Origin of the sequence: Actinoplanes subglobosus, assembly GCF_042650585.1 — a bacterium.
Lineage (GTDB): Bacteria > Actinomycetota > Actinomycetes > Mycobacteriales > Micromonosporaceae > Actinoplanes > Actinoplanes subglobosus.
Window position 1 is genome coordinate 1 of the sequence record NZ_JBHSBL010000010.1, and the last position, 14,947, is coordinate 14,947.

General features: G+C 72.2%; 12 protein-coding genes. 6 read left to right on the forward strand and 6 right to left on the reverse strand.

Going from position 1 to position 14,947, the window contains the following annotated elements; all coding sequences use genetic code 11:
* On the forward strand, positions 1–281 hold a 281-nt coding region (locus ACFO0C_RS10385), incomplete at its 5' end, for a sigma-70 family RNA polymerase sigma factor (RefSeq protein WP_378066371.1).
* 90 nt (positions 282–371) lie between these two features.
* On the opposite strand, the gene ACFO0C_RS10390 is transcribed toward ACFO0C_RS10385, so the two are convergent.
* Both ACFO0C_RS10390 and ACFO0C_RS10395 read right to left on the reverse strand, forming a co-directional pair.
* Positions 372–863, reverse strand: a complete 492-nt coding sequence (locus ACFO0C_RS10390; RefSeq protein WP_378066481.1) for a general stress protein — start codon at positions 861–863, stop codon at positions 372–374.
* A 233-nt stretch (positions 864–1,096) separates the two neighbouring features.
* On the reverse strand, positions 1,097–2,020 hold the full coding sequence (locus ACFO0C_RS10395; RefSeq protein ID WP_378066372.1) for a phosphatase PAP2 family protein: 924 nt from the start codon (positions 2,018–2,020) through the stop codon (positions 1,097–1,099).
* A gap of 179 nt (positions 2,021–2,199) precedes the next feature.
* Here ACFO0C_RS10395 and gsmA point away from each other — a divergent pair, with 179 nt between their 5' ends.
* Positions 2,200–3,306: a sporangiospore maturation cell wall hydrolase GsmA gene (gene gsmA / locus ACFO0C_RS10400; RefSeq protein ID WP_378066373.1), complete on the forward strand. Its 1,107-nt coding sequence runs from the start codon at positions 2,200–2,202 to the stop codon at positions 3,304–3,306.
* 19 nt (positions 3,307–3,325) lie between these two features.
* Positions 3,326–5,668 (forward strand): ATP-binding protein, encoded by a 2,343-nt coding sequence (locus ACFO0C_RS10405; protein WP_449190918.1) that lies wholly within the window; start codon positions 3,326–3,328, stop codon positions 5,666–5,668.
* On the opposite strand, the gene ACFO0C_RS10410 is transcribed toward ACFO0C_RS10405, so the two are convergent.
* Entirely contained in the window at positions 5,665–6,039 is a 375-nt protein-coding gene (locus ACFO0C_RS10410; RefSeq protein ID WP_378066375.1) for a response regulator, read from the reverse strand. The genes ACFO0C_RS10405 and ACFO0C_RS10410 overlap by 4 nt on opposite strands.
* A 141-nt stretch (positions 6,040–6,180) precedes the next feature.
* On the opposite strand from ACFO0C_RS10410, the gene hrpA reads away from it, so the two are divergent.
* The 3 genes from hrpA (at position 6,181) to ACFO0C_RS10425 (ending at position 11,350) form a co-directional block, all read left to right on the forward strand.
* Positions 6,181–10,095, forward strand: a complete 3,915-nt coding sequence (gene hrpA, locus ACFO0C_RS10415; protein WP_378066376.1) for an ATP-dependent RNA helicase HrpA — start codon at positions 6,181–6,183, stop codon at positions 10,093–10,095.
* 81 nt (positions 10,096–10,176) lie between these two features.
* Positions 10,177–10,548: a DUF6401 family natural product biosynthesis protein gene (locus tag ACFO0C_RS10420; protein ID WP_378066377.1), complete on the forward strand. Its 372-nt coding sequence runs from the start codon at positions 10,177–10,179 to the stop codon at positions 10,546–10,548.
* A gap of 67 nt (positions 10,549–10,615) precedes the next feature.
* Entirely contained in the window at positions 10,616–11,350 is a 735-nt protein-coding gene (locus ACFO0C_RS10425) for a LamG-like jellyroll fold domain-containing protein (RefSeq protein ID WP_378066378.1), read from the forward strand.
* Positions 11,351–11,500: 150 nt separating this feature from the next.
* Here the strand turns inward: ACFO0C_RS10425 and ACFO0C_RS10430 are convergent, their stop codons facing one another.
* The 3 genes from ACFO0C_RS10430 to ACFO0C_RS10440 all read right to left on the reverse strand — a co-directional run bounded on the left by ACFO0C_RS10430 (position 11,501) and on the right by ACFO0C_RS10440 (position 14,894).
* Complete coding sequence (locus ACFO0C_RS10430) at positions 11,501–11,743, reverse strand: hypothetical protein (RefSeq protein WP_378066379.1); 243 nt, start codon at positions 11,741–11,743, stop codon at positions 11,501–11,503.
* Positions 11,744–12,201: 458 nt separating this feature from the next.
* Positions 12,202–13,248, reverse strand: a complete 1,047-nt coding sequence (locus ACFO0C_RS10435) for a cobalamin B12-binding domain-containing protein (RefSeq protein WP_378066380.1) — start codon at positions 13,246–13,248, stop codon at positions 12,202–12,204.
* Positions 13,245–14,894: a PP2C family protein-serine/threonine phosphatase gene (locus ACFO0C_RS10440; protein WP_378066381.1), complete on the reverse strand. Its 1,650-nt coding sequence runs from the start codon at positions 14,892–14,894 to the stop codon at positions 13,245–13,247. Before ACFO0C_RS10440 ends, ACFO0C_RS10435 begins: the two co-directional genes overlap by 4 nt.
* Positions 14,895–14,947: the final 53 nt, after the last annotated feature.

Here is a 14,947-nt window from a genome sequence, read left to right on the forward strand (position 1 = left end):
ACGCGACCTCGCTCTCCACGCCGATCAGCGCCGACGGGACCACCGAGCTGGGCGACACCCTGGGTGCCGAGGACCACGAGTTCGAGATCGCCGAGACCCGGGTCGCGCTCGGGCCGGCGATGGCGAGTCTCGATCCGCGCGAGCAGAAGATCCTGACGCTCCGCTTCTACGGCAACCTGACCCAGAGCCAGATCGCCGACCAGATCGGCATCTCGCAGATGCACGTCTCCCGCCTGCTGACCAAGGCCCTCGCCAAACTGCGGCGCCAGCTGACCGACTGAGCGTCGGTTGCGGTCGAGGGCTGCCCGGCGCGTACCGGAAGAGGGTGGGGAAACGGCCCGCGAACCGGGAGAGGTCCGCGGGCCGGGAGATCACTTGGCGCCGCTCGCCTGCCAGTTCAGGCTGATCAGGAGCGTGCGGGCCTCGTCGGCGACGTCGGCGGCGGCGTGCACCTCGTAGGTGGCGGCCACCAGGGAGCTGCGCGACGTGAAGTCGCGGCGGCCGCCGGTCGCGGCATGGGCGATGGCGCCGAAGATCGCACCCCAGACCGCGCCGATGATCACCGTGGTGAACAGGACGGCCAGCCAGCTGGAGTCGCTGAAGATCCCGAAGAACAGGCCGATCAGCAGACCGAACCAGGCGCCGCTCGCGGCGCCCGCGCCGGCCGCCCGGGTGACCGTGAGGCGGCCCAGGACGTTCTCGACCAGGCGCAGGTCGGTGCCGACGATCGACGTCCGCTCCACCGGGAACCTGTTGTCCGACAGGTGATCGACCGCCTGCTGGGCCATCGCGTAGTCGGGGTAGGTGCCGACCACGACGGTGGGCCCGGTCGCGAGACCGGTTCCGGTCGTCTGGGCCGGCAGGGACGGTACCGAGCCCGCCGGACCAGGGGGAACGGCGGTGCCGGGCGCGAAATCCGGTGCCGGCGGGACGGCGTGTCCGGCCGGCGCGGTCGAGCCGGTGGGGCCGGGCTGCGGCGGGATCGGGGCGGTCGGTGACTCGGCGGGTGCGATCGGCGCGGTGGTCTCGTTCGCCGGGATCGCGACGGTACGGTCGTCGGCCGCCGGTGCCGGTGTGGCGTCGTGGGGCGAGGTGGTCATGCGGTGCCTCCGGAAGGGGTTGCGGGCCGGTCCGCCGGTTCGGCGGCGGTGAGCCGCACCCAGACGATGAACGTCGCGGCCGTGGCGGCCACGATGCCGGCGGTGCCGGTGAGGAAGGCGAAGCGCCCGGACACCAGGTCGGGCAGGGCGCGTTCGGAGAGGGCCACCGAGGCCATGCCGAACACCCCGGCCGCGGTGGCGAGGGCGCCGGCGACCGCGAGGGCGACGATGACCAGGCGGTTCGGCAGGTGGATGCGGCTCTGCGGGCCGGGGCGGCCCAGGCGCACCCCGAAGACGGCCAGTGAGCCGCAGGCCAGCACGATCAGCAGGGCCGCGATGACGTCACTGGGCCGGTGCCACTCGGCCCAGACGGTGGCCACCGCGACGATCGCCACATAGGCGGCACCGACCACGCCGACCATCCCCCGCAGCGCCCGGGGGAAGACCAGGACCAGCACGAACGCGACCGACGCGGCGGCGGTGGCGTGGCCGCTGGGCCACGAGTTCGGCGCCGGGAAGTCGTCGAGCAGGGGTCGGTCCAGGTTCGCCTTCAGCTGCTGGGTGATCAGGTTGGCGGCGACCACCACGAACACCGCGGCGAGCGCCAGGTCGAGGCGGCGGCGGACCACGCCGAACGCCGCGGCGAGGACGCACACCAGTGCGAGCGAGGCGAGGCGGGTGGCGTCGAGGGTACGGGTGAGCACCTCGCTGACCCGCGGATGGTCGAAGTCGCCGCCCCGCAGTGCCGCGGTGTCGATGGCCTGGCCCAGCGGGGTGCCGACGAACAGCCGGTGCACGGCGTAGGCCCCACCGGCCGCCAGCGCGGCGACGAGCAGGGGGCTGACGGTGTGCCACGTGCGGCCCGGGGTGCGTACGGGTGCGGTGGTGGTGGTGACCGGGCGGGACGCGACGGCCGTCATCTCGGACCTCCTGGCGTACTGACGATGCGGACACCGCCTTTCCCCGTCGGGCCGATTTCCAAGCACGCCGCAACGTGCGCGCACCCGATCGGGCCCGGTGGGCGCAACGCCCGGGACGGACCTTCGTATCCGATGCCGACGGATACATCCGGCTCTGCCGGAACGAAGGGGACGTCTTCATGGGGCACACCACCCGACGACTGCTCACCGGCGCGCTGCTGGTGCTCGCCGCCGGGGCCGGGCTTGCCGGTTCACCCGCAGCCGCCCAGGCTGCCGGGATCTCCGCGACGATCGACGTGAACAGCGAGCTCAAGGTGCGCTCGGGACCGAGCTGGAGCGCGGCCGTGGTGGGCACGCTCGCCGACGGCCGGAAGGTCGCCGTCGACTGCGCCGTCACCGGGCAGAAGGTCACCGGGAAGGTCCGCACCACCGACCAGTGGGACCGGCTGACCAACGGGCGGTACGTGTCACACGCCTACGTGCGCACGTCGGCGGCCATCCCGGCCTGCGTCACGTCGGTCGGCTCGCCGGTCCACGTGACCGGCCGGATCCGGACCAGCGACGGCGCGGTCAACGTGCGGACCGGCCCGTCGACGCTGCACGCGGTCGTCCGCAAGGCCGCCGACGGCTCGACCGTGAAGATCGTCTGCGCGGTGGCCGGTGCCAAGGTCAAGGGCACGGTGCGCACCACCACGCTGTGGGACCGGCTGAGCGACGGGCGGTACGTGTCGCACGCCTACGTGGTCTCCGGCACGGTGAAGGCCTGCCCGCCGGCCACGCCCGCTCCCGCCCCGACGGTTCCGGCACAGACGCCGGCGCAGTTCATCGCGTCCGCCGTGCCGGGCGCCCAGCAGGGCTGGCGGGAGTACGGCGTACCGGCCTCGGTGACCATCGCCCAGGCGATCCTGGAGTCGGGCTGGGGCCGCAGCGGCCTGTCCGCGGTGGACCGCAACTACTTCGGCATCAAGTGCCAGAACGGCAACTACGGCCCGCACGCCAACGGCTGCCACGTCTACGAGACCACCGAGTGTGACAAGGCCGGCAAGTGTTTCGCGACGTCGGACGCCTTCCGCACGTACGCGTCGATGGGCCGGTCGTTCCGCGACCACGGCCACTTCCTGCGCAACAACAAGCGGTACGCGCCGGCCTTCGCCCACACGAAGGACGCCAACAAGTTCATCATGGCGGTGTGGAAGGCCGGGTACGCCACCGACCCCAACTACTACGACAAGATTACTAAGATCATGACGAACTACGACTTGTACCGGTACGACACCTGGAAGTAGTTCGCGGCTTACGCTCCTTATGGTGGAGCAACGGGAGCACGGAGCGCGGCGGGCCACCGGTCCGCTGCTCTCCGTCTCCGTTCTGCTGGTCGGCCTCGTCGCCACCGTCCTGACCGCCGCCGGCCTCTACTCGGCGCAGCAGGACGCCGCCGCCAAGGAGATGACCAAGCGGCACGAGACGGCGCTGGCCGCGATCCGCACCGAGACCCAGCGCTACCGCGGGCTGATCGAGACCCTGGCCGCCGGGATCGTCAACGACCCCGAACTGACCTGGGAGGACTTCGACGTCGCGACCGAGCCGCTGGTCGACGCCGACCTGATCGGGGCGGCACCGGTGGCGTTCGTCGTCGCGGTGCCCACCGCCGAGCTGGAGCGGACCCAGCGGCTGTGGCGCGACCGTGGCTCCCTGGGCCTGACGTTTCGTCCCGACCCGTCCGTCGACGAGCACTTCTTCGGTGTCTTCGTCCGCAAGCTCGACGAGAACGAGCAGGGCATGCGCTCCGGCGCCGACGGTGGCGCGATCGAACCGCTGGCGACGACCCTGCGCACCGCCCGGGACACGCACCGGCTGACCGTGTCCGACGCCTACGTCCTGATGCGTGACCGGCAGAGACCGGTCGCCGAGCAACAGGAGTCCTTCATCTTCGCCGCGCCGGTGTGGACCCGGGAGAACACTCCGCGGTTCCTCGGCTGGGTCGCCTCCGGCCTGCGCGGTGGCACCTTCCTCGACCGGATCCTCAGCCCGCTCGGGCAGATCTCCGGCGAGCTCATCTCGGTCGACGCCGACCAGACCCGGCACACCGTCGCCGAGTGGACCGGGAAGGGCGACCGGGACCTCAGCCGCACCGGAACCGTCGAGGTGGGCCCGGACCAGGAGTGGATCCTGGAGACCCACGGCGACTCCCGGCAGCTGGCCGGTGCCGGGTGGTACCTGCCGGCCGTCGCCCTGGGCGGCGGGCTGGCCCTCACCGCGCTGCTGGCCTGGCTGGTCCACGTGCTGGCGACCGGCCGGGCCCGGGCCCGCTCGCAGGTCGAGGCGGCCACCGCCAGCCTGCGCGAGGCCGAGGCCGGCAGCCGCCGCCAGGCCGAACTGCTCGGCGCGATCATGGTGACCATCAGCGACGGCGTCATCGTGGTCGACTCGCGGGGGGCCGTGCTGCTGGAGAACCCGGCGGCGCGGCGGCTGCTCGGCATCGCGCAACGGCCGGACGGGCCCGAGGACTGGCAGGAGCACTACGGGGCCTACCGCCCGGACGGCCGGACCCCGTTCCCGCTGGAGGAGATGCCGCTGATCCGGGCCCTGGGCGGCGAGTCCACCGACGGCGTGGAGGTGGTCATCCGCAACCCGGCCAAGCCCGAAGGTGTGCTGCTCAGCATCGACGGACGGCCCCTGGACCCGAGCGCCGGCGAGCACGGTGCGGTCGCGGTCTGCCGGGACATCACCGACCTGCGCCGCTACGAGTCCGACCTGTCGATCTTCGCGGGCGTGGTGGCGCACGACCTCAAGTCACCGCTCGCGCTGATCCGCGGCCACGCCGAACTCGTCCTGGAGGACGTGCCGGACGGATGGCCGGAGTCCGCCGACGTCCGCGACGGGCTGCGCCGGATCGTCCGGGCCGTCGACCGGATGGACGCGCTGATCGAGACGCTGCTCGCCTACAGCACGGCACGCGACGCCCCGCTGCGGGAGGTCACCGTCGACCCGGCGCTGATGATCCGGGAGATCATCGACGAACGGACCACCGGGCTCGGAACCGACCAGACGCCACCGCGGTGGTCGCTGGAACCGCTGCCGCCGGTGCGTGCCGACCCGGGGATGCTGCGGCACGTCCTGGACAACCTGATCGGCAACGCGATCAAGTACGTCCGTGCGGGCACCGTGCCCCGGGTCGCGGTGACCGGCGGGCCGGCCGGGCCGGGCTGGGTGCGGATCGAGGTCGCCGATTCCGGCATCGGCATCCCGGACGCCGACAAACCCCACGTCTTCGAGACCTTCCACCGGACCGAGGCGGCCGCCGGCTACGCCGGGACCGGCCTCGGCCTCACCATCTGCCAGCGCATCGTCAAGCGCCACGGCGGCGAGATCGGCATCACCGACAACCCCGGCGGGGGTACGCGTTTCTGGTTCACCCTCCCCGCCGCCGAGACCACGGAGGACAGTGACATGACCGGTACCGACTCCGGAGCCCCCCAGGACGACGAGGCCGTCCGCGAGGCCCTGGAACGTGCCCTGGCCGAACGGGCCGCCCTGATGGAGGCGGCGCGCCTGCCCGGGCTCGCCATGCCGCCCGGCCCGGTGCCGGCCGGTGATCCCGCACCCGGCCGGCTCCGCGCCCCCGTCCCCGAGCGCCGGGACAACTAGCTCTCGGAGGTCACCCGGGGCGGCAGGAGCCGGGTGACCAGCGCCAGCAACTGGGCCGGGACGAACGGTTTGAGCAGCGTGGCCGAGGCGCCGGCGTCCTCGGCCCGGCTGTCGCCGGGCATCAGTGAGCCGCTGGCCACCACGATCGGGATGTGCCGCAGGGTGTCGTCGGCCCGGATCGCCCGGCACAGGTCCAGGCCGGTCATGTTCGGCATGTCGACGTCGGTGACGACCAGGTCGGGCTGGTGCTCCCGGATGGCCGCCAGCGCGGTCCGCCCGTCGGCCGCGGCCACGACCCGGTGCCCGGCCCGTTCCAGGGAGCGTTTGAGCACGTACCGGATGTCGTCGTGATCCTCCGCGACTACGATCACTGTCGGCCCCGTTCTTCTCGCATGCGTGCGACGCCATCCGTCACGACGTCATCCGATATATCGAGAGATGGTCCCCGCGGGACACGGGGCGGCGTTAATCACCAGGCGTTTCCGGCCACTTGCGCCTATCCTTGGCCCGCCATGTCGATAACGCCTGTCGCCACCCTGCGCGCCCAGATCTCCGAGCTGCTTCCCCGTGACCAGCGGCGGCTCCAGCGCCGTCTCGACGGGACCAGGCGCATCCGTGACGACGACGCCCGGTCCGCGGCGCTCGCCGAGATCACCGCCGAGACCGAGCGGGCCCGCCTGCGGCTGGAGAGCCGGATCGCGTCGGTGCCGCGCATCACGTATCCGCAGAGTCTGCCGGTCAGCGCCCGCCGGGACGACATCGCCGCCGCGATCCGTGACCACCAGGTGGTCGTGGTCGCCGGTGAGACCGGGTCCGGCAAGACCACCCAGATCCCGAAGATCTGCATGGAGCTGGGGCGCGGCATCCGCGGCCAGATCGGGCACACCCAGCCGCGTCGGATCGCGGCGCGCACGGTGGCGGAGCGGATCGCCGAGGAGCTGGACCGGCCGCTCGGCTCGACGGTCGGTTACAAGGTGCGGTTCACCGATCAGGTGAGCGACGACACCATGGTCAAGGTGATGACCGACGGCATCCTGCTGGCCGAGATCCAGAACGACCGGATGCTGCACCGGTACGACACGCTGATCATCGACGAGGCGCACGAGCGCAGCCTCAACATCGACTTCATCCTCGGCTACCTGCGTGAGCTGCTGCCGAAACGGCCCGACCTCAAGCTGGTCATCACGTCGGCGACGATCGAGACCGAGCGGTTCGCGTCGCACTTCGCCGACGCGTCGGGCAAACCGGCGCCGGTGATCGAGGTGTCCGGCCGGACCTATCCGGTCGAGGTGCGCTACCGGCCGCTGCTGACCACCACGGTGCTCGAGGACGACGAGATCCGTGAGGAGCCGATCGACCAGGTCGACGGGATCGCGGCCGCCGTCGACGAGTTCCCCACCGACGGCGACATCCTGGTCTTCCTCTCCGGCGAGCGGGAGATCCGCGACACCGCCGACGCACTGAACAAGAAGAATCTGCGGGGTACGGAGGTGGTCCCGCTCTACGGCCGCCTCAGTGCCGCCGAGCAGCACCGGGTCTTCGAACGGCACAGCGAGCGGCGGATCGTGCTCGCCACCAACGTCGCCGAGACCTCGCTGACGGTGCCCGGCATCAAGTATGTGATCGACCCCGGCTCGGCCCGGATCAGCCGTTACAGCCACCGGCTCAAGGTGCAGCGACTGCCGATCGAGCCGGTCTCGCAGGCCAGCGCCAACCAGCGCAAGGGCCGCTGCGGGCGCACCTCCGACGGCATCTGCATCCGGCTCTACTCGGAGGAGGACTTCGAGCAGCGCCCCGAGTTCACCGAGCCGGAGATCCTGCGCACCAACCTGGCCAGCGTCATCCTGCAGATGACCAACCTGGGGCTCGGCGACCTGCAGAGGTTCCCGTTCATCGACCCGCCGGACCGGCGCAACATCACCGACGGCGTCAAGCTCCTGGAGGAGCTCGGCGCCCTCGACGACCGCAAGCTCACCCCGATGGGCCGCCAGCTCGCCCAGCTCCCCGTCGACCCGCGGCTGGCCCGCATGGTCATCGAGGGCGACCGGCAGGAGTGCACGGCCGAGGTGATGGTCATCGCGGCGGCCCTGTCGATCCAGGACCCACGGGAGCGGCCCGCCGAGAAACAGCAGCAGGCCGACGAGAAGCATGCGCGGTTCGTCGACAAGGAATCGGACTTCTTCAGCTATCTCAACCTGTGGCGCTATCTGCGGGAGAAACAGCAGGAGCTCTCCGGCAACCAGTTCCGCCGGCTGTGCCGCAGCGAATTCCTGAACTATCTGCGGGTCCGGGAGTGGCAGGACATCTACTCGCAGCTGAAGCAGGTCGCCCGTACCCTCGATCTGTCCTTGACGGAGAACTGGGAGGCGGGCGTCGCGTCACAACCGGTGCACACCGCACTGCTCGCGGGTCTGCTCAGCCACATCGGCATGAAGGATCAGGAGAAACGCGAATACATCGGCGCCCGTGGTGCCAAGTTCGCGGTGTTCCCCGGTTCGGCGTTGTTCAAGCGCCAGCCGCGCTGGGTGATGTCGGCCGAACTGGTGGAGACCAGCCGGCTGTGGGGCCGGGTCAATGCGCGGATCGAGCCGGAATGGGCCGAGAAACTCGCTCCGCACCTGGTCAAGCACAGTTACAGCGAACCGCACTGGGACCGGAAGATGGGCGCCGTCATGGCGTTCGAGAAGGTCACGCTGTACGGTTTGCCGATCGTTCCGCGGCGCCGTGTCGGATACGGGCGGGTCGATCCGGTCGTCTCCCGGGAACTCTTCATCCGGCACGCGCTCGTCGAGGGCGACTGGGAGACCCACCACAAGTTCTTCAGTGAGAACAAACGGCTCCTCGAACGGATCACCGAAACCGAGAACCGCGCCCGCCGGCGGGACATCGCCGTCGACGACGAGACCGTTTACGCCCTCTACGACGCGCGGATCCCGGCCGAGGTGGTGTCGGCGCGGCATTTCGACGGGTGGTGGAAGAAAGCCCGGCACGAAAATCCGGATCTGCTCACCTTCACCCGTGACGACCTGGTCAACTCGGGCCGGGACACCGTCGATCCGCAGGCTTTCCCGGACGCGTGGATCAGCAACGGCGTGCGGATGTCGCTGTCCTACACGTTCGAGCCCAACACCCCGTCCGACGGCGTGACCGCGACCGTCCCGCTCGAACTCCTCAACAAGATCGACGCGGACGACTTCGGCTGGTCGGTGCCCGGCTTCCGCAAGGATGTCGTGATCGGGCTGATCCGGGCCCTGCCCAAGCATCTGCGCACCAGCTTCGTGCCGGTGCCGGACTGGGCCGAGGCCGTCCTCGACCGGGTTCCGGCGCGGCGCGGTCCGCTGCCCGACGCCATCGGCAACGAGCTGCGGCGGCTCACCGGTACCGTCGTCCCGCGGGACGCCTGGCGGCCCGACCAGGTGCCGGACCATCTGCGGGTCAACTTCCGGGTGGTCAACGACGCAGGCGAGACCGTCGGCGAGGGCCGCGACCTCGACGTGCTGCGCCGGCAGCTGGCGCCCAAGGTGCAGGCCACCATCTCGAAGGCGGCCGGCAACCTGGAGCGGCGCGGCATCACCGCCAACGACTTCGGCGTGCTGCCCCGGCGGGTCGCCCAGGTGCGTGGCGGCTACCAGGTCAACGTGTGGCCGGCGCTCGTCGACGAGGGCGACAGTGTGGCGATCCGGGTGTTCGAGGACGAGGCGTCCCAGCGGGTCGCGATGGTCGCCGGGACACGGCGGCTGCTGCTGCTCACGCTGCCGCCGGCGGCCCGGTTCCTGCAGGGCCGGCTCGACAACCGGGCCAAGCTCGAACTGTCGCGGGCCAACCCGTACAGGTCGATCGCGGATCTGCTCGACGACTGCGCGGGCGCGGCCGTGGACCGGCTCGTCGCCGAGGCCGGGGGGCCGGTGTGGTCGTCGGTCGAGTTCGCGTCGCTGCGGGACACCGTGCGGCAGGATCTCGTCGACGCCGTCGCCAACCTGGTCACCCAGGTGCAGGCGGTGCTGTCCACGGCGTACGACGTGGAGCAGCGCCTCAAGTCGCTGCGGGACCCGTCGATGCTGCCCGCTCTGGCCGACATCCGCCAGCAGCTCAAGGGCCTGGTCCACCCCGGCTTCGTCACCGAGACCGGCTGGCGGCAGCTGCACCAGATGCCCCGTTATCTGCGCGGCATCGTGCACCGGCTGGACCGGCTCGGCGGCAGCCTGGGCCGGGACCGTCAGTTGACCACACAGATTCACGAGATCGAGGCGGAGTACCGCGAACTGAGGAACTCGGCACCCGCGAACGGTCCCGCCGAGGAGGGATTGCGCGAGATCCGTTGGATGATCGAGGAGCTGCGGATCAACTACTTCGCGCAGGCTCTCGGGACCGCGTACACCGTCTCTGACAAGCGGATATTCAAGGCGATGGACGCTCTTCCGCTGTAGCCGGTTGCAGGTCGGTGCGCCCTCGGTGCCGTTCGGTCACGCCTCTGTCGTGGCCGGACGGCGGCCATTAGGTTTCTCGGCATGACGAACTTCGCCGCCCCGTTCGCCGCCGTTTCCGCCGTCCGCCCCGCCGGCGCCTACCTCGACGAGATGATGGCCCGGGTCGGGGTCGACGGACTCACCGCCGCGTTCGCCGAGCCGGCCCTCCTCGCCCGTCTCGACCAGCATGCCGCCGCGGTCCGGGACGCCCTCCACGGTGCCGGCCGGGTGGCCGACGCCGAGGGGCTCGCGGCCTACGCCCGGTCCCTGGCGGCCGGTGCCGTCCGGATGGGCCGCCCGCTGCCGGAGCCCGGTTTCGCCCCGATGTCCGGCGCGGAGTGGCTGGCGGCCGGGTTCCCGCTGCTGCGCCTGGTCGCGGTCTGCCTGATCGCGGAGACCGAGGGTCTGCTCTGATGACCCGTTAGATCTACATTTTCAGGCACTTTATGCACCAAAACGCCCAATACGGCATGTTTCTCTCATGAAACTTCGCAGGCTCTCGGCCCTGACCGCACTCCTCACCCTGCCCCTGCTCGGCGCGCCCGCGAACGCGTCCGACGACCCGATCGCTCCGGCCCTGGTCGCCCGCTACAACTTCGACGGTGGCGCGACCGATGGCAAGATCTCCGACCTCTCCGGGCGCGGCGCCGCCCTCACCATCCGCGGCGCCGCCAACGGCCAGGTCTCCATCACCACCGAAGGCACCAACCGGTACGCGTCGTTCCCCGGCGTCTGCGCCAGCACGGCACCGACCTGCGCCAAGGCGCTCCTCGAAGCGCCCGACGACGCCGACCTCGACCCCGGCGTCCGCAACTTCAAGTGGGCGGCCAGCGTCCGGCTCACCACCGCCCAGCTCAGCGGCAACGCCAACGTCATGCAGAAGGGCGTCGCCAACGCCGAGAGCCAGTGGAAGATGCAGGTCACCGGCCGCACCGGGCGTGCGCAGTGCGTCATGGTCGCCCGCAGCACCGGGCAGACGTTCTCCGCCCTGTCCGCGCGCCCGGTCGCCGACGGCAACTGGCACCGCATCGTCTGCGAGCGCACCGGCACCACCCTGGCCGTCTCCGTCGACGGCGTCGCCGGCGGCCGCGTCACCCTCCCGGCGACCGTCGCCGTCGACAACACCATGCCGCTGCGCGTCGGCGGGCCCAACTTCGCCAAGGACAGCGACATGTACCACGGGCAGCTCGACGACATCTACGTCCAGCTGGGCTGAGACGTCCCCACGCCCGGCTCTTCCCGCGGCGCGTTCCCGGTTCGCTCCTGTGCCGCGGTCCGGACCCCGGGCCGCGGCTACTCTCATGCCGATGCCCGGCACCGCGCCATGCGGTGCCGGGCATCGATCATCTCCCGGCCGGGTGCCGGATCAGCTGCGGCGGAACGCGTAGGAGCGGCCGCCGGAAGCGTTGCCGGCCCGCCCGGCGTGATCACGGCCGGAACGGTCCCGGGCCGCCTGGCGGGCATCCCGGGCGCCGTGGTGCGTCGTGGCCGGGCCGTCCTGCTGATCGTCGGCGCCACCCTTGCCGGTGGCCGGGCGCAGCGCCGCGGCGATGTCCTGCTGGGCGATCTCGTCGAGGTTCACGTGCACGGAAAACGGTTTGGCAGGCATAGGGCGACCTCCTCCGCGGCTCCCTCAGGGGAACCGGAAACGACCACGCGACACGGTGCGTGGCCAGGGTGAATGCGCGATTCGGCGACGGCCGGACGGTCGTCTGTCCAGGAGACCCCGGCCGTGGGCCCGGGCGATGCGACACCGCCCGGACATGCCGGAACCCGGAACGGAGAAACGCGTGGATCAACCCACTCCGGCCGGGCTCGGCGAACGGAGACAACGCGGCCCGCGGCCCCGGCACGAGAATCGGCGGGCGGCAGGCGGCGGTCGGGAAGGCATCACAGCATGGCGCCCACGGTAATCCGGCCTCCCGTGGGCCACCACCCATTTATTCGGTACGGGCGGGAGGGGCCGCCCTCAGCCCGGCGGTGGCGTTGCGGTCCGGAGGGGACGCGGACGTCGCGAGGGAGCTCCGGGACGGTGTGGTGCGGTCGGGGGAGGTGTGGCCGTACCCCTCAGGGAAGTTCGTCCAAGGCCGCGGAGAGCATCGCGGTGGCGGCCGGGAAGTCGACGAGCTGGTCGCGGATGAGGCTCAGGCCGAGACTCAGGGCGGTGGCCGGGACGTTGCGGGCGGCCAGGACCCCGGCGGTCCAGGAGGTGAAGTCCAGGAAGATGTCCGGCTCGGCCAGGTAGAGGGCGGCCGCGAGGAAGTCGGCGATGTGGCCCATGTCCTCGGTGGTGGCGTCGAGCTGGGCGTGGTCGTAGTCGGCTGCCGGCGGATACGCGATCGGCAGGCGGTCCATCGCGGTCGCGATCAGCTGGGGGCGGCAGCGGACCAGATGCGTGTACTCCTCGTCGCCGAGGAAGGACTCGTCGTCGGGAAGAGGCAGGTCCGTGACGTTGCGCGGGGGCCAGTCGGTGGCGAGCCGGGCCACGGCGTCCTCGCCGGTCGCGGCCCAGGCCTGGGCACCGAGCCGCTCGGCGTAGCGGCCGCCGGGACCGAAACCCCGGCCGCCGGCGATCACCGGCAGGCCCGCGGCGCGGCAGGCGGTGATCGCGGCGTGCGCCCGCGGCAGACGGGTCGGGATCGAGCAGCTCAGGGCGACCGCGTCCGGGCCGGTCTGGTGCAGGTGGACGATCAGGTGGCGGCCCGGGACACTGGCGCCGAGGAAGTCGACACGCCAGCCGTCCAGGCGCAGGAGCTCGGCGAACATCCGGGCGGGCAGGCCGTGCCACTCGCCGTCGACGCAGGCCAGGGCGATCCGGCCGCGGTGCGGCTGGCGGAGGGTGCGCGCGGCGACGGCGGCCAGGGCCCGTTCGCCGACGGCGGTGGCGGCGTGCTCGCGGGCGACCGACCACTGGTTGGCGGCCCAGAGCTCGCCGACGCGCCGCTGGGCGCCACCGATCAGGTCGACGATGATCCGCTGGGCGGGGACGCCGTCGTCGAGGAGCGCGGAGACCAGGCCGACGGCGCCGTGTTCGTCACCGTCGGAGACCAGTTCGAGGTAGGTGTCGGCGACACGCGGCGTGATCGGAGTGAGGGTCGCTCCGGGCGCGATCACGGGCGGCTCCGGGGGCGGCGGTCGCCTCGGCGGGCGGCGATCACATACGGCGACGTGGTGGGGGCGCCGCCGCCGCGCAGGCTGAGCGGGGTGCGGGCCGGGGCGCGGACCGCGAGCATCGCGATGTCGTCGGAGCCGCCGCCGTGCACCCAGTCGGAGACGAGCTGCCGGATCCGGTCGAGGGTCGCCGCCGCCGGCATGCCGCGGCACTCGGCGAGTGCCTGGTGCAGGCGGTCCTCGCCGAACTGCTCGGTGCCGGCCGGGCCGCCCCGCGCCTCGGTCAGGCCGTCGCTGTAGAGCAGGCACAACTCGCCGGGGGCCAGCTCGGCCGAGGCGGGCCGCACCACCGTCCTCGGGAGCACGCCGATCAGGGTGCCGCTGGTCGGGACCTCCTCGACCCGGCCGTCGGCGCGCAGCACCAGCGGGGCGGGATGGCCGCCGCTGGCCAGCTCGAGCCGGACCCGGCCGTGGTCGGCGCGGGTCACCGAACCGACCACCATGGTGACGAACCGGGGCTGCCGGGCCGACTGCAGCAGCGCCTCGTTGAGCACGGTGAGCATGGCCGCCGGCTCGGTCCGCACCAGGCGCAGCGCCCGCAGCGTCTGGCGGATCTTGCCGGTGAGGACCGCGGCCTCGGGGCCGGTGCCGCAGACGTCGCCGAGCGCGATGACGGTGTCGGTGGCACCGCCGGACGGGCCGAACACGTCGTAGAAGTCGCCGCCGATCCGCATCCCGTCGCCGGCCGGCTGGTAGGAGCCGGCCAGCTCGAAACCGTCGGGCCGGGGCAGCTCCGGCGGCAGCAGGTCGGCCTGCAGCACGGTCGTGGTGTCGACCTGCTCGCGGTAGAGCATGGCCGCGGCGATCGCCGCACCGGCGCGGGCCGCGAACACCCGGGCCAGCCCCTCGTCCTCGGCGGTGAACGTGGCGCCGGGGCCGCAGCGGGCCAGGATCAGGGCACCGGCCGGTTCGGCGGTGCCGGGCAGCGGGATCACCAGCAGCGCGCCGACCGGACCGAACCCGGCCGGCACCAGCCACGGCGGGGCCTGCCCGGGGTCGAGCCAGCGGCTCGGGATGGGCGGGAACCCGCCGAGCGCCTCCAGCAGGCCGGGCACCTCGCCGAGGGTCGGCTCGCGGAGGGTGCCCTCCTCGGCGGGCCGGCCGGGCAGCAACCGGATCCAGTCGCTCTGCCGCCGGCGCGGGGGCAGGACCACCATGGCGGCCTCGGCCAGGTGTGCGGCGGCGAGCTCCACGGTGGTCCGGACGCAGCGGCGCACGTGCAGCGAGGCGGACAGCCGGCGGCCGGCCTCGGCCAGGAACGCCGTCCGTGACCGCTCCACCTCCAGCGCGGCCGACTCGGTCCGGTCCCGCAGGAACCACGCGTAGTGGTCGCCGTCGACACGGCGGCGCATCCCGTACAGCCGGCGGCCGTCGTGGTCGGCCTGGAACGAGTCGGCGCCACCGGCGGGCAGCGGCGCGGGGAGGGCGTCGCCGGGCCGGGCGGCGGGGAGCAGACGGCGGGCCGCCGCGTTGGCCATCACCACCACGTCGCCGGCCGCGGCACAGAGCACCATGGGCTCGGAGGCGGCCTCGAAAACGGCGGTGAGCAGGGCGGGTGCCGGAGCGACCGCCGGGGTCCGTGCTGACATCGCTGCCTCCTGTCCTTCACCCGCCGATTCGTCAGGATCGACCCCAGCCTACG